General features: G+C 58.0%; 17 protein-coding genes. 10 read left to right on the top strand and 7 right to left on the bottom strand.

Going from position 1 to position 21,317, the window contains the following annotated elements; genetic code table 11:
* Positions 1-19: 19 nt before the first annotated feature.
* On the bottom strand, positions 20-844 hold the full coding sequence (gene ygiD, locus BSK21_RS08100) for a 4,5-DOPA dioxygenase extradiol (protein WP_067545848.1): 825 nt from the start codon (positions 842-844) through the stop codon (positions 20-22).
* 134 nt (positions 845-978) lie between these two features.
* On the opposite strand from ygiD, the gene BSK21_RS08095 reads away from it, so the two are divergent.
* From BSK21_RS08095 to BSK21_RS08080, 4 genes are all read left to right on the top strand, one after another.
* Positions 979-1,875, top strand: coding sequence for a LysR family transcriptional regulator (locus tag BSK21_RS08095; protein WP_067545844.1), 897 nt, complete (start codon positions 979-981; stop codon positions 1,873-1,875).
* Between the two features lie 65 nt (positions 1,876-1,940).
* Positions 1,941-2,942, top strand: coding sequence for a tRNA dihydrouridine(20/20a) synthase DusA (dusA, locus tag BSK21_RS08090; RefSeq protein WP_067545840.1), 1,002 nt, complete (start codon positions 1,941-1,943; stop codon positions 2,940-2,942).
* A gap of 31 nt (positions 2,943-2,973) precedes the next feature.
* Positions 2,974-3,798, top strand: a complete 825-nt coding sequence (locus tag BSK21_RS08085) for a sulfite exporter TauE/SafE family protein (protein WP_197498079.1) — start codon at positions 2,974-2,976, stop codon at positions 3,796-3,798.
* On the top strand, positions 3,795-4,541 hold the full coding sequence (locus BSK21_RS08080) for a phytanoyl-CoA dioxygenase family protein (protein ID WP_067545834.1): 747 nt from the start codon (positions 3,795-3,797) through the stop codon (positions 4,539-4,541). The genes BSK21_RS08085 and BSK21_RS08080 overlap by 4 nt, the downstream gene beginning before the upstream one ends.
* Here the strand turns inward: BSK21_RS08080 and BSK21_RS08075 are convergent.
* From BSK21_RS08075 to ccmI, 3 genes are read right to left on the bottom strand one after another with little or no spacing between them, the layout of a single operon-like run.
* Positions 4,538-4,783: a DUF1289 domain-containing protein gene (locus tag BSK21_RS08075; RefSeq protein ID WP_082959358.1), complete on the bottom strand. Its 246-nt coding sequence runs from the start codon at positions 4,781-4,783 to the stop codon at positions 4,538-4,540. The two genes, BSK21_RS08080 and BSK21_RS08075, sit on opposite strands and share 4 nt — an antisense overlap.
* 1 nt (position 4,784) lies before the next feature.
* Positions 4,785-5,255, bottom strand: a complete 471-nt coding sequence (gene ruvX, locus BSK21_RS08070) for a Holliday junction resolvase RuvX (RefSeq protein ID WP_067545831.1) — start codon at positions 5,253-5,255, stop codon at positions 4,785-4,787.
* On the bottom strand, positions 5,252-6,475 hold the full coding sequence (gene ccmI, locus BSK21_RS08065; protein WP_067545829.1) for a c-type cytochrome biogenesis protein CcmI: 1,224 nt from the start codon (positions 6,473-6,475) through the stop codon (positions 5,252-5,254). The genes ruvX and ccmI overlap by 4 nt, the downstream gene beginning before the upstream one ends.
* 225 nt (positions 6,476-6,700) lie before the next feature.
* Here ccmI and BSK21_RS08060 point away from each other — a divergent pair, with 225 nt between their 5' ends.
* From BSK21_RS08060 to BSK21_RS08045, 4 genes are read left to right on the top strand one after another with little or no spacing between them, the layout of a single operon-like run.
* Positions 6,701-7,945: a sarcosine oxidase subunit beta family protein gene (locus tag BSK21_RS08060; RefSeq protein WP_067545826.1), complete on the top strand. Its 1,245-nt coding sequence runs from the start codon at positions 6,701-6,703 to the stop codon at positions 7,943-7,945.
* A 12-nt stretch (positions 7,946-7,957) separates the two neighbouring features.
* Positions 7,958-8,287 (top strand): sarcosine oxidase subunit delta, encoded by a 330-nt coding sequence (locus tag BSK21_RS08055; RefSeq protein ID WP_067545822.1) that lies wholly within the window; start codon positions 7,958-7,960, stop codon positions 8,285-8,287.
* A complete protein-coding gene (locus BSK21_RS08050; RefSeq protein ID WP_067545819.1) occupies positions 8,284-11,247 on the top strand; it encodes a sarcosine oxidase subunit alpha family protein in 2,964 nt (987 codons plus the stop codon). The genes BSK21_RS08055 and BSK21_RS08050 overlap by 4 nt, the downstream gene beginning before the upstream one ends.
* Positions 11,240-11,803 carry a sarcosine oxidase subunit gamma gene (locus BSK21_RS08045; protein ID WP_067545816.1) on the top strand — a complete coding sequence of 188 codons (564 nt, stop codon included), beginning with the start codon at positions 11,240-11,242 and terminating at the stop codon, positions 11,801-11,803. The genes BSK21_RS08050 and BSK21_RS08045 overlap by 8 nt, the downstream gene beginning before the upstream one ends.
* A gap of 2 nt (positions 11,804-11,805) precedes the next feature.
* Here BSK21_RS08045 and BSK21_RS08040 read toward each other — a convergent pair whose 3' ends face one another.
* Positions 11,806-12,762 carry a hypothetical protein gene (locus tag BSK21_RS08040; RefSeq protein ID WP_067545814.1) on the bottom strand — a complete coding sequence of 319 codons (957 nt, stop codon included), beginning with the start codon at positions 12,760-12,762 and terminating at the stop codon, positions 11,806-11,808.
* Positions 12,763-13,008: 246 nt separating this feature from the next.
* Here BSK21_RS08040 and BSK21_RS08035 point away from each other — a divergent pair, with 246 nt between their 5' ends.
* Together BSK21_RS08035 and BSK21_RS16165 are read left to right on the top strand one after the other, a co-directional pair.
* Positions 13,009-15,300, top strand: a complete 2,292-nt coding sequence (locus tag BSK21_RS08035) for a glycosyltransferase family 2 protein (RefSeq protein ID WP_367638969.1) — start codon at positions 13,009-13,011, stop codon at positions 15,298-15,300.
* A gap of 96 nt (positions 15,301-15,396) precedes the next feature.
* Positions 15,397-17,010, top strand: a complete 1,614-nt coding sequence (locus BSK21_RS16165) for a class I SAM-dependent methyltransferase (protein WP_231924672.1) — start codon at positions 15,397-15,399, stop codon at positions 17,008-17,010.
* On the opposite strand, the gene BSK21_RS08025 is transcribed toward BSK21_RS16165, so the two are convergent.
* Together BSK21_RS08025 and BSK21_RS08020 are read right to left on the bottom strand one after the other, a co-directional pair.
* The gene (locus tag BSK21_RS08025; RefSeq protein ID WP_067545807.1) at positions 17,007-19,148 is read right to left on the bottom strand and encodes a sulfatase-like hydrolase/transferase; all 2,142 of its coding nucleotides are present in this window, start codon (positions 19,146-19,148) and stop codon (positions 17,007-17,009) included. The two genes, BSK21_RS16165 and BSK21_RS08025, sit on opposite strands and share 4 nt — an antisense overlap.
* Positions 19,145-21,313 (bottom strand): hypothetical protein, encoded by a 2,169-nt coding sequence (locus BSK21_RS08020; protein WP_067545804.1) that lies wholly within the window; start codon positions 21,311-21,313, stop codon positions 19,145-19,147. The genes BSK21_RS08025 and BSK21_RS08020 overlap by 4 nt, the downstream gene beginning before the upstream one ends.
* Positions 21,314-21,317: the final 4 nt, after the last annotated feature.

Below are 21,317 nucleotides of genomic sequence, written 5' to 3'. Positions count from 1 at the left end.
CAGCGATCCCCGATACTCGTTAACGAGGGTGGAACACAAACGAACGCATCGACACAGCGCCAAGGTCAATGGCGCCCGTCATAAAGGTGAGATCATCGCCCGCATCAGAGGCGCCCGCGATTGTGAGGGCAGGTAGGTAATGATCGACGGAAGGGTGCGCCATCCGAAGAAGCGACCCGAGTTTATTGGCATCGGCCAACCCGCCAAAGTCACGGTCGGTCAGCTTTGTTTCGAACAGGGTGTCGAATTCCGTTGCAAAGTCATGCACATGGCCATCGAACCGCAGGGCACGTAGGTTATGAACCACGTTGCCAGAACCGAGGATCAGCACGCCGCGATCCCGCAAGTCAGATAGGGTTTTGCCGATCTCGAGCTGGTAGTCCAATCCTTTGCTCATATCGATTGAGACTTGGAACACAGGCACGTCGGCCTCTGGGTAGAGGAATTTGAGCACGGTCCATGCGCCGTGGTCGAGGCCCCAAGTGTCGTCCTCTTCGGCGTGGTGGCTGGCCAAGAGCGATACGACCTCGCGGGCGAGGGCGGGATCGCCCTGTGCGGGGTATTGCTGGGCGTAGAGCGCATCGGGGAAGCCGTAGAAATCATGGATGGTCTTGGGCAAGGCCGAGACATCCACCAGCGTTGTGCCTTTGGTCATCCAATGCGCCGACACCACGAGGATCGCCCGAGGACGCGGCAGGTTCCGGCCCAATTCCGTCCACGAGCGGCTGTATTCGGTATCCTCAATCGCGTTCATGGGGCTGCCATGGCCGAGGAACACCACCGGCATACGGTCAGATGGGGCAAGCCGATCGCGGAGGGCTTGGAGAGAAGTAATCGTAGTCATTCGCGCATCCTTTGATCTGCGGCGCCTGCGTCGGGTACCGGCTGTGTCTGGGATGGAGATAGGGCTTGATTATAATCAATGAAATGGCGACTTTGTGGATTGACTGCTACCGTTTTATTCCAAATGAGCCTCCGATGGATATTACCGACGAACTCCGTGCCTTTGTGGCGACCGCACAGACGGGATCATTCACGGCGGCGGCCGAGGCGCTGGGCGTGTCGAACCGCCTCACGTCGAAATATGTGGCAGAGCTTGAGGCGCGGTTGGGTGTTCGCCTGTTCCAACGCACCACGCGCAGGGTGGGGCTCACGCCTGCGGGCGAGGACCTCTTGGCCCGCGCGCCTGCGGTTCTAGACGACCTCGATGATCTCTTGGGGCAGGTGGCTGATGGGTCCAAGGGACTGACAGGTGTGATCCGCATCTCTGCCCCTGTCACCTTTGGCGAGGTCTATGTGGGTGCGATGTTGGGGCGGTTCGCGCAGGCCAATCCGGGGCTCACGTTTGATCTGCGGCTGACAGATGACTTTGCCGATCTGGCGAGCGACGGGATCGATCTGGCGTTTCGACTGGGGCAATCGCAGATGTTGTCACTGAAAACCCGCAAACTGGGCGACTTTCGGTCGGTCCTTGTCGCTAGTCCCGCCTATATCGCAGAGCATGGTGAGCCGCGTCATCCCGCCGATTTGCAGTCCCACGCCTGTATCGTGGACACCAACCGTCACCAACCCAAACGCTGGCGGTTCTTTGAGGATGGCCGCGATATCATCGCCACGGTCCAAGGGCGGTTTCACGTCAATTCAGCGCGCGCCGCAACGGAGCTCGCGGCATCGCACCTCGGGATCGCCTATGCGCCGCGCTTTGCCGTGCGGGATGCGCTGGCTTCTGGGCGGCTGGTGCCTGTGATGCAGGGGTATGATTGCGAAACAGGACCGTTGAGCGCAGTTTACCTTGAGGGACGGCAACTGCCGCGCAAAATCCGTGCGCTGATTGATTTCGCGTTGGATGACATTGGCGGGGCAGAAATCCTGTAGCGATTGGTGGAAATTCTTTGCGGCTTCCGCTATGCGACCGCGAAACGGAACCGATCTAGCAACCGATGGCGACCCTTATGGTGAAGAACACAGCAAAATCAGCGGCCCGTCTGTCCGTCGCACCGATGATGGAGTGGACGACGCGGGAGTGTCGGTATCTGCACCGTCTGCTGAGCCGTGAGACGTTGCTTTATACCGAGATGGTGACTGCGCCTGCGGTGATCAACGGGGATCGTGAAAAGCTGTTGGGATACAACGATGCCGAACATCCTGTTGCGGTGCAGCTGGGTGGTTCCGATCCTGTGCAACTGGCCGAAGCCACGGCGATTTGTAGCGACTACGGCTATGACGAAGTTAACCTGAACTGCGGTTGTCCGTCGGATCGTGTGCAATCGGGTGCCTTTGGTGCGGTGCTGATGAAATCGCCCGATCTGGTGGCGGAGTGCGTGGCGGCGATGATTGCAGCATCGCCTGTCGAAGTGACAGTGAAATGTCGCATCGGGGTCGATGAACAGGTGCCCCGCGATATCCTACCAGAGTTCATTGAAAAGGTCAGCGCGGCGGGTGTTAACCGCTTTACCATCCATGCGCGGATGGCGTGGTTGCAAGGGCTGTCGCCCAAGGAAAACCGAGATATTCCACCGCTCGACTACGCTTTGGTTCACGAGATTAAGGCTGCTTATCCGCATCTGCATATTTCGATCAACGGTGGCATCGCGACCTTGGACGAGGCCGTGGCACAACTGGACCTTGGGTTGGATGGCGTGATGATCGGGCGGGCGGCCTATCACCAGCCGACCGATATTCTGCAAATGGCAGACGCGCGGATTTACGGCAAAGACGCGGGGCCAGACCCTGTGCAGGTCGTCCATGACATGCTGCCCTATATCGAAAATCACATCGCTGCAGGCGGTCGTTTGAACCAGATCACACGCCACATGCTCGGCCTTTTTGCGGGCAAGGCGGGCGCACGGGGCTGGCGGCGGTATCTGTCGGAAAACGCGCATCTCGACGGCGCTGGGCCAAAGACGGTGCTAGAGGCGCTTTCCTACGTGACAGGCGGCTGATACTGATCAGGGCAACATCATTTGGGAGGCCCTGATGGATAGCGTTCTTTTGGTTGAAATGGCGGCTCTTTTGCTGGCGATTGGTGCGCTTGCCGGTGTTTTGGCTGGCCTATTGGGAGTCGGCGGCGGTGTCGTCCTTGTCCCTGGTTTTTACTATGCATTTGCGTCGCTCGGGTACGAAATCCCGCAACTGATGCAAATCTGTTTGGCGACCTCGCTCGCTACGATCATCGTCACCTCGGCCCGTTCGGTCATGTCGCACCACAAAAAGGGTGCGGTCGAATGGGGTATCCTGAAAATCTGGGCGCCGGGGATCGTGCTGGGTGCGATTGCGGGCAAGATGACCGTTTCAGCGCTGAACACGACCGTGCTGCAGTATATCTTTGGCGGGTTGCTGGTGTTCATTGGCCTCTACATGACCTTTGGAAACAAGGACTTCCGCGTTGCGAATGAACTGCCCAAAGGTTTGAAAGGGCGCGTGTTTTCACCCTTTGTCGGGTTCTTGTCGGTTCTCATGGGGATCGGCGGTGGATCATTTGGCGTGCCTCTGTTGACCATGTTTGGCGTGCCTGTTCATCGCGCTGTGGCAACGGCTGCGGGCTTTGGTTTTATCATCGCGGTGCCGTCGGTGGCTGGGTTCCTGATGACCTCTTTGCCCGAAGGTAGCGCCCCGCCGCTGAACATCGGTGCGGTCAATATCGCGGCCTTTCTCGTGGTGATCACGATGACCACATTCACGGCGCCGATCGGGGCCGCGATTGCGCACAAAACGGATGCAGGCAAACTAAAGAAATTCTTTGGTATGTTCCTGATCCTGATCGCGCTCAACATGTTGCGTAAGGCAATCCTGTCATGATCGAAGGCGGTTTCATCCAGTTCGACGTCACTCCAGAGGTTATGGCTTGGGCCAAGGCTGCGAATGCAGTTGCGGATGGGATTCTGTCCGATCCAGCGATGCAGGCGAAATGGCTGAGGCATGGCAAGACGTGGTTTGTGGGTGTGGACGCGCTCCCGAATGATGACACAGGGGCAATTGACGGTGTTCCATTGCGTGGCCCGTGGGATGACATGGTTCCAGATATGCCTCTGCATCGGGGGCAACTTTCGGTGATCTATTCGGGCTATCCGCAGAAAGATGCGGATGAAACTGATGCAGCGCACCGTTATCGCAAGGCGAAGGACGCGGCGCATCTTGATGGACTATTGGGCGAGGGGCCGCAGAAACGTAGGTTTTTGCGGGAACCGCATGCCTATATCCTCGCTGTGGCGCTGAACGAATGCACTGCTGCGCCATTGGTCGTTTGGCCCGGTAGCGAAGAGATCATGCGCGAGGCTTTTACCGTGGCCTTTGCGGGGATGCCGCAGTCCATGTGGTCGGATATCGACGTGACCGAGATCTATGCAGACGCCCGCAAAGAGGTGCTCGAGTGCTGCGAACGTGTGGAGCTGCCGATGAAAGCGGGGCAGTCGGTCCTGTTGGATCGGATGGTGATCCACGGCACCGCGCCAGAGAGCAAGGATATGGTGCCCGCCGCGGGGCGTAGGCTCGCGTTTTTCAGGCCGCAGTTTGACAATATGCGGGACTGGCTCAGGGATTAAGCCTTGAGCCGCGCCGCCCGTCCGCCACGGCGCGTTTTGAGCGCACCCGAACGGTTCGGAAGATCGGCCATGATGGCGCGGCGATCTTCTGGGGTCATGCGGCTCCACATGCCGATTTCTTGGAGCGTTCGGTGACAGCCGATACAGGTCTTCGTCTCTGGATGGATCGAGCAGAGTTTGACGCAGGGGCTTTCGATTTCGGCCCGTTGCCAAATGGCATCCGTGTTCAATTGTTCGGTCACATCAGGCTCCGAGGTGGCGCAGGCGGTCTAGCATGCCTTGCAGGATATACCCCGCAGCGACGTGATCGATGACCTCATCGCGACGTTTTCGGGACGTATCCGCCTCTAACAGTGCCCGTTCGGCAGCAACGGTCGACAGGCGTTCGTCCCAGAACGCAATCGGAAGGTCGGTCAGTTTTTCGAGGTTGCGGGCAAAGGCGCGGGTCGATTGCACGCGCGGCCCCTCCGATCCGTCCATGTTCAAAGGCAGGCCCAGAACAATTCCAGCGATCTCGCGCTTTTTTACGATCTCGAGCAGGCGTTCCACATCGAGCGTGAATTTCTTGCGTTTGATCGTCTCGAGCGGGGTCGCCACCTGACGCATACCGTCAGAAACGGCAACGCCAATGGTCACAGTGCCCAAATCCAGCCCGCAAATCGCGCGGTATGGGGGGAGGGCGGCGGCAAAGGTTTCGGCGTCGTTGCAGATCATTCCGCGACACCTGCACCCACGGCCGCTTCACGGATGATCGACATCGCGGTTTCGTCGCTGGCAAAGGTCTGCTGTGCCTCGCCCCAAATGGCGGTGGCGCGGTCGAGGTCGCCCAACACGCCAAGCGCGCGGATCAACTGTGCCCATTCCTGCGGTGTGCCCCCTTCGGTCGCGAGGCGGTCCATGAGGTTGCCAACCATGCCTTCGATCATGGCAGAGCGGTCTTCTTCGTTCATGTCGCCTGCTGCGGCCATAGCAGCGGCATTCGGGCCGCGTAGGCCACCATTGCGCATTGGTGGTGTGTAGTCATCAACGCCCGCAAACCATGACAGTTCAATGGTGGCTTGGGCGACTTGATCGAACCACTCTGCATCCTCTGGCGCAACTTCGAGTAGCTTACGCCAATAAGGGAACGCACGGTCGGGGCGGCCATAGGTGTTAAACATGACACCAGCCCAGTAAAGCCCTGAAATGCTTTCAGGATCTTTGTCGAGGATGGCTTTGAGAACGCGCTCGGCTTCGGGGGTTACGTCGCCACCCGCAGCCGCAACGAGGAGTTCCAAAAGAACCTCTAAATCGGCCTGTTCCGCGTCATCGCCAAGGATCGCCACGACCTTAACCTGCGCATGAGCGGCGCGGGCAACATTGCCCAACGCTGTCTCGAGCCGCACCAGATCACGCTGCGCGATCAGGTTGTCGGGATTGGCCTCTGCGGTTTGGCGCACGCGGTCCACCGTCGCCTGAAGATCGTCGGGCAGGGTCACTGCGTCTTGGACGGGCTGGGCGGCTTCTGCTTCGGCCTGAGTGGGGCGATTGTCATAGGCGTCCTTGGCCTCTGCCAAACGCACGGCGCGGGGCATGTCGGGATAGCCTGGAGCACCCACACGGTAATAGAGCGCAAGCGCCCCCACCACCGTCGCCGCGGCTGCAGCGATCATCACAACCCGACCCAAAGTTTTGGGGGCGTCAGTCGACGTGTCGGTTTCGGCCTTGTCGGCGGCCAGCAAACGGCGGGCAATTTCGGTGCGGGTGCGTTCGGCCTCTGCTTGGTCCAAAACACCACGGGCGAGGTCGCGGTCAACTTCGGCCAACTGGTCCTTGTAGATCGCAATGTCGTTGCGAGGATCGACATCCGTGTCGGTTCCGGAGCGCAATAGCGGCAGCACAAGTAGACCTGCGGCAATAACTGCCAATGCGGTCGCAATGATCCAGAACGTCATGGGGCCTCCCGTTTGCGCGTTTCGCCTTACCTAACCTTCCCAACCCCCTGAGAAAAGCCCCTGCGGCCCGATGACCCGTTTGTGATCGGGTCGCTTTCGGGATGCTTCTTTGTCACATGTCGCAAAACTGCAAAAATCAGGCGTGTCCAATCGTCTTTGCTTCGTGGTTTTTGTCCAGTTAGGACCAAAGGATGCCCGCGACCAGAATAGGGGGATTCGCAGCCTATGAGACGCTATTCAGTATTTGCCGTCGCCCGCGAGGGTCTACGCTATCACACAGGATGGGAGCGTGCTTGGCGTTCGCCCCAGCCGAAAAAGAAATACGATGTGATCATCGTTGGTGCGGGTGGCCACGGCCTCGCGACCGCCTACTACCTCGGTAAGAATTACGGCATCACCAATGTCGCAATTATCGAAAAAGGCTGGCTCGGCGGTGGTAACACAGGTCGTAACACCACGATCATTCGTTCGAACTACCTTCAGGACCCCTCTGCGGCGATCTACGACAAGGCTCTCAAGCTCTACGAGAACCTGTCCCAAGATCTGAACTACAACGTCATGTTCTCGCCCCGCGGCCTGATCATGCTCGCGCAGACCCACCATGAGGTGCGCGGCTATCAGCGGACCGTGATGGCGAACCAACTGCAGGGCGTTGCGACCGAGTGGGTGACCCCAGAGCAGCTGAAAAAGCTGGTCCCGATCATCAATATCCACGGCCCGCGCTACCCTGTCATGGGTGGCCTCTACCAGAAACGTGGCGGCACAGCCCGTCACGATGCGGTGGCTTGGGGCTATGCGCGTGCCTGTTCCGACATGGGTATGGACGTCATCCAGCAGTGCGAAGTCAAAGGTGTCCGCACCGAAGGCGGCAAGGTTGTCGGTGTTTCGACCACCAAAGGCGACATCGATTGCGATAAGCTGGGCATGGTCGTTGCGGGTCATACCTCGGTTCTGGCTGAAATGGCTGGCTTCCGTCTGCCCATTGAATCGGTCGCACTTCAGGCTCTCGTCTCCGAGCCGATCAAACCCTGCATGGACGTTGTCGTAATGGCGAACACCGTTCACGGCTACATGTCCCAGTCGGACAAGGGCGAGATGGTGATCGGTGGCGGCACTGACAGCTTTAACAACTACACCCAGCGCGGATCGTTCCACCACATCGAGGAAACCGTTCGCGCGCTCGTCGAAACCTTCCCGATGGTCAGCCGTCTGAAGATGCTGCGCCAATGGGGCGGTATCGTCGATATGACTGGTGACCGTTCGCCGATCCTGTCGAAAACCCCTGTCGAAGGCATCTTTGTCAACTGCGGTTGGGGCACCGGCGGCTTTAAGGCGATCCCGGGTTCTGGTTGGGCGATGGCGGAACTGATGGCCAAAGGCCATAGCCCGCTGACGCAAGAATTTGATATGTTCCGCTTCCGCGAAGGCAAATTCATTGATGAATCTGTCGCCGCTGGCGTGGCGCACTAAGGAGGGAAGACGATGCTTTTATTGCAGTGTCCCTATTGCGGCGTAAATGCCGAAGAGACTGAACTGGCCGCTGGCGGTGAAGCGCACCTGAAGCGCGCGACCGTTGGTGACAGCGACGAGGCCTTTGAAGGCTACCTCTTTATGCGTGAAAACAAAAAAGGCGTTCATTTGGAACGCTGGCGTCATGCCTATGGCTGCGGGAAGTGGTTCCTTGCAGCGCGGGATACCGCCACGCTCGAGGTGTTCGGGACCTATCCGGCCCAGACCACCGAACCGCCTGCGGATGTGACTGAAAACATCCGTGCAAAATATCCCGACTGGTCGTGGAAGGAAACCGCATGAGCACCCGTCTGGCAAATTCCGGTCGTCTGATCGACCGTTCGAAACCTGTCGAATTCAAATTCAACGGTAAGCGTTTCAAAGGTTACGAGGGCGACACGCTCGCATCGGCTTTGTTCGCAAACGACCAGATGATGGTCGGCCGTTCGTTCAAATACCACCGCCCGCGTGGTGTTGTGGCCTCTGGCGCCGAAGAGCCGAACGCGCTCTTTAACATGGGCGAGGGCGGCCGTTTCGAGCCGAACCAACGCGCAACGACGCAAGAAGTCTTTGACGGTTTGACGATCCGTTCGCAAAACCACTGGCCGAGCCTTGAGTTCGACATCGGTGCCGTGAACCAGTTGTTCGCCCGTTGGCTGCCTGCTGGCTTCTACTACAAAATGTTCATCCACCCGCGTCCGTTCTGGAAGCACGTCTATGAACCCTTCATCCGTCAATCGGCTGGTCTGGGTCAGGTGCCGCAGGAAAAAGACGCGGATACCTACGAACACTTCTACTATTTCTGTGACGTGCTGGTTGTCGGCGGCGGTATCGCTGGTCTGGCGGCTGCGCTCAAAGAAGGTCAAGCAGGCAAGAAGGTTCTGCTTCTTGAACAAACCGCTGACTTTGGTGGTCGTGCTGTTGTCGATGGCGTCGAAATCGACGGCAAATCGGCTGAGGCTTGGGTTCAGGAAACCCTCGCGGCGCTGAACGCGATGCCCAATGTGACTGTTCGTAACCGCAACATGGCGTCGGGCGTATACGATCACGGCTATGTTCTGGGCTACGAGCGTCTGACAGACCACCTGTCCGATAAATCGGGCCCGCGTCACCGCCTGTGGCGCATCCGTGCAGGTCACATCATCACTGCCACAGGCGCGATTGAACGTCCGCTGTCCTTTGCTGGCAACGATATTCCAGGCGTCCTCTTGGCCGCAGCCGTTCGTGACTACGTTGTGAACTGGGGCGTGTCGGTTGGTGATCGCACCGTTGTTGTCACCAACAACGACGACGCATACCGCACCGCAATCGTTTTGAAAAACGCAGGTCTCGCTGTTCCTGCGATCATCGATGCTCGTGCCTCTGGCGCTGGTCCGATCGCGGCGGAAGCTGAAAAGCTCGGCATTCGCGTTCTCAAAGGCAAAGCCATCGCCAAGGTCAAAGGCAAAACCCGCGTCACTGGCGTTAAGGTCTGTCTGCAAGCGGGCGAAGGATCGGTCATCGAAGAGATCGCATGTGATTGCGTTGCGATGTCAGGCGGTTGGTCGCCTGTTGTGCACCTCTGGTCGCACTGTGGTGGTAAACTGAACTGGGATGAGGACCTCGCGATGTTCCGCCCCGATCCGTCCCGCGCACCGACAGGTGCCGACGGTAAGGCGTTCGTCAGCACGGTTGGTTCGGCTTCTGGCTACCTCAGCACTGTTGATGTTCTCAAAGACGCAGGTCTTGAGGTCACGACGAACGAGGTTGCCGCCGCTCCGCTTGAACCTGTTTGGCTGATGCCGCAGGGCGCTGGTCCAAAGCTGCGCATGAAAGCATGGCTCGATTATCAGAACGACGTGAAGGTGTCGGACGTTCAGCTTGCTGCGCGTGAAGGCTACGAATCTGTTGAACATACAAAGCGTTACACCACGCTGGGTATGGCGACGGATCAGGGCAAACTGTCGAACATCAACGGTCTGGCCATCCTGTCCAAATCGCTCGATGCTTCGATCCCGAACGTTGGTACCACAACCTTCCGTCCGCCTTACACGCCGATTTCGCTGGGCGCGATCACGGGTGCGGCTCGGGACGAGTTGTTCCAGCCGATCCACAAAACCCCGATGTTCGATTGGCATGACGCGAATGGTGCGGATTGGGAGCCTGTGGGCCACTGGCGCCGCACTTACGCTTACGTCCGCAACGGTGAAAGCGTGCATGACGCGGTGAACCGTGAAATCCTGAACGTTCGTGAAAACGTGGGCACGCTGGATGCGTCGACCCTCGGTAAGATCATCGTGAAGGGACCGGATGCGGGCAAATTCCTCGATATGCTCTACACCAACATGATGAGCAATCTGGGCGTTGGCAAATGCCGCTATGGTCTGATGTGCAACGAAAACGGCTTCCTTTCGGACGACGGCGTTGTTGTGCGTCTGGCCGAGGATACATGGCTCTGCCACACCACCACGGGCGGTGCAGACCGTATTCACGGTTGGATGGAAGACTGGCTTCAGTGCGAATGGTGGGATTGGAAAGTCTACACCGCGAACGTGACCGAGCAATTCGCACAAATCGCGGTTGCTGGTCCCAAGGCGCGCCAGCTCTTGGAAAAACTGGGCGGTAACATGGACCTCTCCAAAGAGGGCTTCCCGTTCATGACCTATGTCGAAGGCAAGCTGGGCGAGTTCGATGCGCGGATCTTCCGTATCTCGTTCTCGGGCGAATTGTCCTACGAAGTCTCGGTCCCAGCCTCCCAAGGTGCGGCCCTCTGGGCGGCGCTGCAAGAGGCGGGCAAGGACCTCGGCGTGATGCCTTATGGTACCGAAGCGATGCACATCCTTCGTGCCGAAAAGGGCTTTATCATGATCGGCGACGAAACCGACGGCACGATCATTCCGCAAGACCTCAACCTTCAGTGGGCGATCTCCAAGAAGAAAGAGGACTATCTGGGCAAACGCGCTCAAGAGCGGTCGTTCATGGCGTCGCCTGATCGCTGGAAACTGGTTGGTCTCGAAACGCTCGACGGGTCGGTCATTCCTGACGGGTCTTACGTTCCGGCACCGGGATACAACCCGAACGGCCAGCGCAACGTTCAGGGGCGTGTCACCTCGACCTACTATTCGCCGACGCTCAAGCGTGGCATCGCGATGGGTCTGGTCAAACACGGCCCAGATCGCATGGGCGAAGTGATCGAGTTCAACCGCGAAGATGGCACCATGGTTAAGGCAAAGATTGTCGATCCGGTGTTCTACGACAAAGACGGGGAGAAGCAGAATGTCTAATGCTGTCAGCGCCTTGAACGGCAAAACTGCGACCGGCCCTGTTACGGTCCAAGAGTTGGGACTGACCGGCATGGTCACCCTGCGCGGCGACTTTGAGGACGAAGGCTTTGCGGCTGCGGTAACGCAGCTGACGGGTCTGCAAATCCCTGACGTGCGTCAGTTCCAGACCGACGGCGTGAAAACCGTCCTCTGGATGTCGCCCGACGAACTGCTCGTCGTTCTGCCCTATGCAGAGGTGAACGCCTTTGTAGCGGGGATGAACGACGCGCTGGCGGGGTCGCATTTCCTCGTGGCGAACGTGTCAGATGCACGTGCGATCTTTAGCGTGTCAGGCGATTATGCGGGCGAAGTGTTGGGCAAAAACGCGCCCGTCGATTTCGAAGCCTCGCAATTCGTTGCGGGCATGGTGCGCCGTTCCCGCGTGGGGCAGGTGGCAGCGGCTTACTGGAAACTCGACGATGGTAGCTTCCGCGTCGTGTGCTTCCGCTCTGTTGCTGAATACGTCTTTGGCCTGATGGCAACCTCGGCCAAGGCTGGCGCGGTAGGCGTTTACTAAAATCAGACGTCGGGGGGGAGCTTAACCAGCCCCTCCCGCTCTGCCTTTTCCAGTGCATCGAGCCGCTGACGGAACCGCGGTGCAGGCATGCGCGACAATACATTCCGACACAGCATTGCGGTGAGGTAGGGGCGGTCGAGTTCGACCAGCTCTGCCAGTAGCCCGCGCAGGTAGCCACCATGGTTACGACGCGCCCGCATGAGCGTACCGAACCCTTCGTCGGTGGGCGTGCCCGCAGCGACTTGGCCCAAGAGTTTCTTGAGTATCCCCATTTCGATAAAGGCGCGGCGTAGGTCGATGCCAAACATCCGCACGCGGTGGTGGGTGACATTCGGGCCCTCAAACATCGCAGCATGTAGCGCGTCGAGCTCTGAACTTGTGTCATAGAGGATCGTCACATCCTCTGCCGCTTCAACCATATAAGGCGCGTAGCCGTAGCGTTCGATGAAATCGAGCTTCTTCGCCTGTGGGAAACGGTCGTCCCAACGGGTCACATCAGGTGACAGTGTTGCTTGGGGATTGAGGGCGAGGACCTTTGCTCCAGGTGCGCAGACCGAATAGGCGCAGGCCGCATAACCACCAGGGCCTGCGCCGAAAAAGATTACCTGATCGAAGTCGTCAAAGAAGTAGTCGTCGAGGAGTTCGTCAAAGAAGGCATAAACATCGTCATGACGGAACCATGTATCGCCGACGGAAAACAGGCCGAGGTGCGACCAGCCGTTTTCGACTACATAGTCCCAACCGAGGGGGCGCCCGTCGGTCAATCCTTCCATTGCGGTTTCCGCGCTCTCAAAGGTGACAAAGAGCGTCGATCCGGCTTCTACAAAAGTGCTGAAGTGTTTGTCACCGATCGCCTGAAACTGTCCGATCTCATTGCTGATTTCTTCGACCTTTGCGCGCCATGCGGCAAAGTCCAATCCAGTCAGAGGATCACGCAGTTTCTGGTTATTGCGGTGCACGACAGACCCACCTTTGTTCGAACGACTTAAACATACCAGCACCCGCCTGATGACGGGGACTTTGGGCGGACACTAGGCTCCGTTTAAGGCCATAACCAGAAGAAATCTGGGCATTTTGTGCCACAATTCAGCTATTTTTGGTCGGTTCGCTCGTCAAAATCGGCGTCTGTCGGGGTAAATGCTGGAAGGGGGATACAGCTTTGACTAGAGTTGTCGTAATAGAAAACGAAAGGGCATTGACCACAGGTGCCTGTGATTAAACGGCGCGCGGGGCAGACGGGACAGATGGTAGGCAAGGTTCATTACCGCAATCTACACGGCATGATTGCAAACGGCATTGCCTTGATCGATGCGGTTCGTGCGCCGTCGGAAACTTCGGAAAACCTCGTCACGCTGTATTTCCGCGCAGATGCACCGATGGACCGAATTGGACTGCCGCGCGGCACCGAAGTGCTGTCTCAGGTCACCATAGGCGGCTGTCCGATTATCAAACTGCGTCTGCCCGATGGCGTCCCACTGCGCATCGGGTTTGGCGGTGCCGTGGCCGATATCACACCTGCTGATCCTGAACTGACGATCTTTGCGGGGACGAACGCGCTGGCTGCGACCCGCAATGGGGAAACGGCGGCGACGGTGCTGCGCTGGTTAGAGTTCAACGCCGAACATCAAGGCGTTGAGACGGCGGTGATCCTTGATCGGGATCGGCTGGGCGATAGCCTAGAATTCGATGAGGCGTTTCAGGCTGGGCTTGCCGCGATGGAGGCAGATGTTGAGGTCGTGATCCTGCGTTCGCCCACGCCGTTGGGGAAACTGGACCTCCCTGACGAAAGCCACCCGTTCTGCGCCCCCGGTGCCCCTGGTAAGGATCGGATGGAGATCCCAGCCGCCGACCCGTGGAAGTCGCCCTTGGGCGCGATGCATGCCTATGAAATCATGCGTGAACGGTTCCTCGGCTCGGCACGGGCGGTGGCGAATATTGATGTGTTCGATCTGATTGCCGACACGGGCGAGGGGACGATATTTGACCGTGCGGTCGCGTCAGAAACGGGGGCGATCCCGATGCTCGGCACGCAGGCCTATCCGTGGCGTGTGCGCAATGACGAACCGATCCGCTTTGCAGACCATATCTGCGTTCAGTTCGATGCAGAAGCCCCGCGCCGCCGTTGGTGCATTGCGCCAGCCAAGGCCGCGCCGAATGCCGTTTGGCGGATGAACCGCATCGGCAACGTCGCGATGCAAGACGCAGACGCGGCGACGTTTTACCGTTTCATGAACCTGCGTCACCGCGCCGATGCGGTGTCCTTGATTATCCCCAAAAGCTCTCTTGTTGAGGACGACCGCCTGCTGGCTTTGGCCGAGGACGAGTTCGACCACAAACCCGTTCGCGTCCCAGAAAAATCGCATAAATCGCAAGAGCCGCAAAAGGGGCGCCGTGCCATCGTCACCACGATGAAAAACGAAGGTCCGTTCATTCTAGAATGGCTCGCCTATCACCGCGTGATCGGGTTCGACAGCTTTCTGGTTTATACGAACGACTGTTCAGACGGGACCGAGACGTTTTTCGATCTCTTGCAGGAAAAGGGCTATGTGCAGCACCGCGACAACCCATTTCGGGAAAGTGGCCTAAAGCCGCAGCACGCCGCCCTCGCTGCTGCGGGCAATGAGCCGATCATTACTGAGGCGACTTGGGCCGTTTGTATCGACGTGGACGAATTCGTCGACATTAAGGTGGGGGATGGCACGCTCGACGCGCTTTTTGCTGCGGTGCCTGATGCGAACCTGATCTCGATGACGTGGCGGCTGTTTGGGAATGCCGATGTCGCGGATTTCACCGACGATCTTATCATTCGGAATTTCACCCGCTGCGCACCAGAGTTTTCGCCGAAACCACACCAAGCGTGGGGGTTCAAGACCCTGTTCCAGAACACGGGCATTTTTAAGAAACTCGGCGTGCATAGGCCCAAGGGGCTGAATTCCCAACTGGTGGATCATGTGAATTGGGTGAACGGGTCGGGCAAAAACCTACCCGAGAACATGTATCGCAACGCGTGGCGATCAACGACGGCGACCTATGGCTATGACCTTGTGCAGTTGAACCACTACGCCGTTCGTTCGGCCGAGAGTTTCCTTGTCAAACGGGACCGTGGGCGGGTGAACCACGTGGACCGCGATCAGGGCCTCGCCTATTGGTTTCGGATGAATAACAACGCGGTCGAAGAAACGTCGATCCAGCGTATGATCCCGCGCGTCGAGGCCGAAATGGCGCGCATGTTGGCTGATCCCGATATTAAGGCGGCCCATGAGTATTCCGTGCGCAAACACCGCGAAAAAATTGATGAACTACGGGCGACGGAAAACTATTCGAATTTCTTTGAAGAGTTGAAAAGCGAACGTATGCGCCGTTTGGCGCGGCTCCATGGGCATTTCGGGGCGAATGTGTTCCTGACGGGGCCGACCTGTGTGCCTGACGAGGTGGCGTTCCGCGATCCTGAAGAAGAGTTCTTTTTCACCGTCGAAGCGGGGGAAACGCAGCACTAGCCTGTGAATTATATTGGTTTTTACACGTAGAATGTTTTATTTCCTAAACCTGCATAATCGTCCGGTTGAATAAGGATCGGGGACAGAGGGTAAACAATGAGCACGAACTACACGATTGGCGCACTTTGGATGGAAGGCGCCCTGAGTTTTCTGGAACAACTTTGTTTGAAGTCCTTTGTCGACGCCGGACATAAGGTGGTTTTGTACCACTACGGCCCGCTGCAAAACGTTCCTGACGGGATCGAGTTGGCGGATGCGAATGACATCATGTCTCGCGACAATTTTCTGACCCACGAACGCACAGGCAGCCCCGCGCTCCATTCCGATCTGTTCCGCTATAAAATGCTGAAAACGCAGCGGAATATGATTTGGGCAGATACTGACGCCTATTGCATGAAGAAATTCGAAACTCCGAACGGTCACTTCTACGGGTGGGAGTCTAAGACCCATGTGAACGGCGGTGTTCTGGGCTTGCCCCATGACAGTGATACGCTCAACGCGCTGTTGGATTTTACCTCGGATGAATTCGCGATCCCGACCTATTACGGCCCCGAATACGTGGCCGAGTTGGAACAGAAACGCGCTGAGGGGAATCCCGTTCACGCGAGTGAACAGCCTTGGGGCGTTTGGGGACCGCACGCCGTCACGCATTTCCTGCATGAAACGGGTGAAGTGAAATATGCCCTGCCTCAAGAAGGGTTATACCCGTTCACCTTCAAAGACCGCCGCCTGATGTTGCGCCGCAACTTTGATACAACGGGCTATATCACGGAAAATACGTTTTCGGTTCACCTCTACGGGCGTCGTATGCGGGCGCGTTTGGTCGAAAAAGAGGGCGGCGCGCCGCACCCCAAGAGCCTATTGGGTAAGTTGCTGGTCAAACACGGGATCGACCCAGAAAAGGCCCCGATCATCCGCAAACCCAAACCCGAAGAGAAACAAGCCGTGGAGCCAGTGAAAGTGTCGACACCTGTTGCAACACCAGCACCCACGGCTATGGCTGCGCCGATCCCAGCGTCTGCGAAATATGGTCGTGGACAGTTGAACCTGACGGATATGGCGGATGCTTATGGGTCGGACAAAGGATCGACAAAGCACCGCTATACCGAACTTTATCAAATGCTGTTCCAGCCACATCGTGACCGCGCGATCAACTTCCTTGAGATGGGATTGCAGATCGGTGGGCCTGAGCATGGCAAGAGTGAAGACCGCAAAACCACGGACCTTCCGTCGGTGCGGATGTGGCTCGAATATTTCCCGAAGGCGCAGATCACGGGCCTCGATATTTCGGACTTTAGCTGGTTCGAGAACGACCGCTTTAACTTTGTCCGCTGTGACATGGATAAGCGTGAGAATATCGTTGAGGCGACCAAAGACCTGCCTGAGTTTGATATCATCATCGACGATGCCAGCCACGCGTCCCACCATCAGCAATACGCCTTTATTGAGCTGTTCCCGAAACTGAAATCGGGTGGGCTCTATATCATCGAAGACCTGCGGTGGCAGCCTGAACCCTATGAACGCCCCGGTATCACAAAGACGGCGGATTTCATCCAAGGCTACCTACGGGATGGTGTGTTTACCCACGAGGACGCCAGCATCGCCGAAGGGTTCAACGCCCAGCGGATCGATATTTCAGGCTGTTTCATGTTCCAAGCGCTCTTTGACAAGAGGCGCAAAGATCAGGTCGCGGTCTTCCACAAGCGTTAAGCCGCGACGCTCACCCCTTTGAGAACAGCTTTCACCGCGTTCTGGTCTGTATTCAGGATCAGGACGCGTTCTGTTTTACAGGTGATCGCAACATCATCGCCTATCTGATCAAGGGTCACAGGCGCGATAGGGGCCCAGTCTGAGAGGTCCAAAACGGTGGTCGCGCTGACGCCTTCGATGGTTTGGGGCAGGGCGGTGCGTTCGATGACGACGGTATTCGCCCCATCGCCGAGGATCACGCGGTTGGTGCCGCCATCGAGGATGACGCGGTTGTCACCTGTGCCCGTGTCGATGATGTTCGACCCAGCCCCCGAATAGATCGTGTCGTTGCCCTTACCGCCGTAGATCGTAGCGCAGCCTTGCCCGCCGTGGATCAGGTTATTGCCGCCGCCCGCATGGATCGTGGCAAGGCCCGTGCCGCCATAGATTTCAGCGTCCGAGGCGCCCGCTTTGACCATCGAACTCCCCGACCCGAGCCGTGCAATCAGGCTGTCTGATTGGGTTTCGATATGGTCATGGCCCGCACCGCCCACCACGTCGAGGGTAAAGCGGTTATGCCCGCCAAAGATATAGATCCGATTGCCTTCGTCATTGCAGGCCACGCGGAAATGGGTCACGCCGCCGTTGGTATCAGAGGCAAAGAGCAGCTCCTTTAGTCCAGGGGCCAGCGTCAGCGTGCCGTTTTCGGCCAAGGTCGCAAAGTGTTTCCGATGACCCGGGTCGACGTGATCGGGCAACGCATCGCCCACGGTGATGATCCCGTCAGAAGGGAGGCGATCTGGCTGAACGCCGCCCTTGTGGACCGACACGAAATGCGCCGCTTCGTTTGCTGATTTCCCGTCCTCAACGATCAACACGCCGTAGTCGCGACAAGTGTCGAGTAGAGCCCTATGCATTCCGTCATAGGCGGGATCCTTGCCCGCGACGTTCGTCGTGAGCCACGGGTCGGTATGAACGTTGTGAAATTCGGAACTGCCGTCTTGATACAGGGTGATCCGATGATCGCCCTTGCGGATCGACGCGCTGCCATACCAGAAGGTCGGCACCGCGCGGTCGGTGTCTCGGGTTCCTGCAACCACATTGCGGAGCGACTGCCCGACCGAATGCTCCATCGGCCGTGCACCCGCATAGTCGAGGATCGTCGGCCCCATATCCACCAGCGCTACGGGATCATCGACCATCTGTCCCTTTGATTGAGGGTCATGGATGATAAAGGGGATACGCGTCGCTTCTTCCCACAATGTAAATTTGCGGAACCTGTTCTTATCGCCCATGTGGTAGCCATGGTCGGAAAAGATCACGACGACGGTGTTATCTGCATGAGGAGAGGCCTTGAGCGCATCCCAGACCCGTCCGATCTGATAATCGACATGGCTGAAGGCCGAGAAATAATTGCGGATGGATTTCTGCCAATCCTCGATCGCCTCTTGGGTATCCATGTTTTCGGACATGAACACATTGGTAAAGGCGGACAGATCAAACCCCTGTGCCCATTCATTGGGGCGGATGAAATCATCCATGTTGTACAGCTCTTTGAACCGCACAGGGGTGCGGAACGGCGGGTGCGGGTGGTGAAACCCGACCTCGCGATAGAACGGCTGGTCGCTGTCGTAGGAATTCAAGAAACGGATCGCGTCTTGGGACGATCTGTAATCGTAATACTGACGGTCCTCTTTGGCGTTCGTCGTGCCACCGCCGCCCATCCGCCCGCCGAAATTGATGAACTCCGCCTCAGGTTTCGGGCCAAAGTGCACGCGGCGGCTGGGATGGGAATAGAGCGTGTTGTGGATGTCAGGCGGGAGAGGCTTGTATCCGTGGTGGATTTTGCCAGCGGTTGAACAGTAGTAGCCGTCCTGTTTCAGGCGGAACTGCCACATCTGTTCGGGGCGGAGCACCTCAAAGATATTGGTGTAGTTGTCAAAGATCCCCGTCTCGTAGGGCGACAGACCCGACATCGCGCTGGCGCGTGACGGGCCGCAGACGGGGATTTGGCAGTAGGCCGCGGTAAAGGCCGACGAGACCTCGCATATCCGATCGAGGTTCGGGGTCTGAAGCTGTGCGCCAAAGCAGGATTTGAACCGCCAAAAGGCAAAGGCATCGTCCATGCCGATCAACAGGATATTCTTGCGGTCGGTCATCCGTCTTTGGCCTCAACCAGTTTCACCCGCCCAGAGAGGGCATAGCGGTGCAAGACGGACTTTGGGTCAGACACGCTCTGCGCCTCCCAACAGTCCCGAATTACACCTATGTTTGCAGGGTAAGGGCTATCGTCCGTTGCGGTCATGCCCCATGCGTAGGTCAGATAGGCGTCTTTCGTCTGGCAGGCCTTGTCACAGGTCAATGTGACGGTAGTTCCGTTTACTTCTTTGACCTCAGGCATGATGATTGCATCGCCATCATGGATGCGGAACCCGTGATCGCCGTCCTCTAGGATCAGGTCCGTCATCGCGGTGAACTCTGCTGTGATCTCTGTCCCGCGTATCAGCGCATAGCGCAGCGACGGACACCGCCATTCTCGCCCTTGCTGCACCTCGGCCACCGCACGCGCCTCTAGTTCATCAACGAGCATTTGTGCGCTGCCGTCCAGCGTCGCGGGCATCCCGTCCATGAGGGCAAAGGGATACGTGGGGGTGGCGACGATAAAACCTGCCGCAGGGTTGTCGAGGTCGAGCATCCCTTCGGCCAGCGCAACCGCAGAGCGCCCATCGGTGCGCGTACCAAAGGTTTGGCTGATCACCACCTTAGGGAAGCTCTTTTGCCCCGTAACCGTCGGGATCGCCCGTTGGAGCGCCCGCGCGGTATGCACGTAATGGCTTGCCGCCTCTGCCTGTGTTGTGTCTGGGGCACCTGTGAGCAGGCGCAGGGCGATACGATCCACAAAGAGTGTCTTATCCCACGCCTCAAGCGCATCAACGGCGGTCGACAGACTGTCGTCGAGCCTGTCAAAGAGCGGGCCGTCAGGCATGGCCTCGGTCATCGTGACGCCCGCCTTCAGGACATCGGTCGCAATAACAGTGCGTAGACCGCGTTTGTGAGCGTCTTTTACCAGATTGGTGGCGATCCCCATCGCGCGGGCCGCCGCCGTGCGGCCAGTGCCGTTCAGTTGGGCGTCAACCACATGGTAGCGGAAATCCTGCGGGGTTGGACGATCCGAACTCGGCGCGCCGCCAAAGGCTATATGTCCCAGAACCACCTCTGGCGTTTGGGCGAGGGTGATCCCGTCGCGGTCCTCGAACCCGATGACGCGGTCGGCATAGCAGTCGGACATATAGCGGATCACGCCATCCCGCTCTTCGATCATCCATGCGTTCCCACCGGGGTGGCGGATACTGCTGGGCGTTGATCGTGTCGCAACGATTTTGGGTTTTATCTTTGCCTCTACTGTGACGACAGGGACAGGGTCAGAGGACGCTTTGGGATCACTCGTAGCAGCCACCGCAGCGGCAAGTTTGCGACGACGGGCGCGGAACGAGTTTTGGAGTGCAGGAACACGGTGGTCTTTGCCGCGTGCGATCAGGTGCGCTTCCATGACTTTGCGATAGAGCAGCAGATCCTTGCGGTTGCGGATCATGCTGTAGAAATCCTGTTGGGTCAGCGTCCCCGTCAGAGCCTTTTCCATGACAGGTTTCAGCATTTCCATGCGGCGCAAGAGAACCGCTGTTTTGTGCCCCAGACCAAAACCCTTGAGTGGGATGATCTTATCACTCTTCAGCCGTTCCACCTGTTTGCGGTCGTTTTCGAGGAAGTGATCGTAGAGGACGTAAATCTTTTGCGCCTTCGATATCGTCTTTGCCGCGTCGGAATACGGGAGGGTCCAGTCGAACCCTTGCGCCTTTGTGAACCGATTTTCCCAAGGCACCTTTTTCAGATCGAGCGTCGATTGCGGGCTGAGCGCCATAACAATCGACCCAGGTGCATGGTTCGAATAAGCCAGAGCGGCAAAACCACCCATAGAGGTGCCCGTAAAGGTAACGGATTTGAAACGGGCAAAGAATTTGCGATCCCGAAGGTCATCAAAGAACGCGTTCACCCGTGCATCGCGATACCACGAGGGCCCGCGCGAATAGATACCGAGGTGGGACCAACCGTGGTCTTGGACGAACTTCGCCGCCCAAGGCTGCACGTCGAGGTAAGGGTTCCCCGCGTCCGATAGGTTGTCAAAGGACACGATCAACCGATCAGAGCCGCGATCCACGAACGACGCCGCATGGTACCCCATCTTTTGGTAGAAACCGTCAGAGGGGCCCGCAGGGAAAATCTCGCGATACCAATTGGGGACGCGGTTATGGTCGTCGTCGCTCACGTGG

Origin of the sequence: Marivivens sp. JLT3646 (assembly GCF_001908835.1) — a bacterium.
In the GTDB taxonomy this organism is placed as follows: domain Bacteria; phylum Pseudomonadota; class Alphaproteobacteria; order Rhodobacterales; family Rhodobacteraceae; genus Marivivens; species Marivivens geojensis.
The sequence above is the reverse complement of the archived record's forward strand: the minus strand, read 5'-3'. Positions and strand labels throughout refer to the sequence as shown.

Excerpts from the sequence above, each read along its gene's own strand:
- ygiD (WP_067545848.1), bottom strand. The coding sequence starts at position 844 with ATGACTACGATTACTTCTCTCCAAGCCCTCCGCGATCGGCTTGCCCCA.
- BSK21_RS08095 (WP_067545844.1), top strand. The coding sequence starts at position 979 with ATGGATATTACCGACGAACTCCGTGCCTTTGTGGCGACCGCACAGACG.
- dusA (WP_067545840.1), top strand. The coding sequence starts at position 1,941 with ATGGCGACCCTTATGGTGAAGAACACAGCAAAATCAGCGGCCCGTCTG.
- BSK21_RS08080 (WP_067545834.1), top strand. The coding sequence starts at position 3,795 with ATGATCGAAGGCGGTTTCATCCAGTTCGACGTCACTCCAGAGGTTATG.
- ruvX (WP_067545831.1), bottom strand. The coding sequence starts at position 5,255 with ATGATCTGCAACGACGCCGAAACCTTTGCCGCCGCCCTCCCCCCATAC.
- ccmI (WP_067545829.1), bottom strand. The coding sequence starts at position 6,475 with ATGACGTTCTGGATCATTGCGACCGCATTGGCAGTTATTGCCGCAGGT.
- BSK21_RS08060 (WP_067545826.1), top strand. The coding sequence starts at position 6,701 with ATGAGACGCTATTCAGTATTTGCCGTCGCCCGCGAGGGTCTACGCTAT.
- BSK21_RS08055 (WP_067545822.1), top strand. The coding sequence starts at position 7,958 with ATGCTTTTATTGCAGTGTCCCTATTGCGGCGTAAATGCCGAAGAGACT.
- BSK21_RS08050 (WP_067545819.1), top strand. The coding sequence starts at position 8,284 with ATGAGCACCCGTCTGGCAAATTCCGGTCGTCTGATCGACCGTTCGAAA.
- BSK21_RS08045 (WP_067545816.1), top strand. The coding sequence starts at position 11,240 with ATGTCTAATGCTGTCAGCGCCTTGAACGGCAAAACTGCGACCGGCCCT.
- BSK21_RS16165 (WP_231924672.1), top strand. The coding sequence starts at position 15,397 with ATGAGCACGAACTACACGATTGGCGCACTTTGGATGGAAGGCGCCCTG.
- BSK21_RS08025 (WP_067545807.1), bottom strand. The coding sequence starts at position 19,148 with ATGACCGACCGCAAGAATATCCTGTTGATCGGCATGGACGATGCCTTT.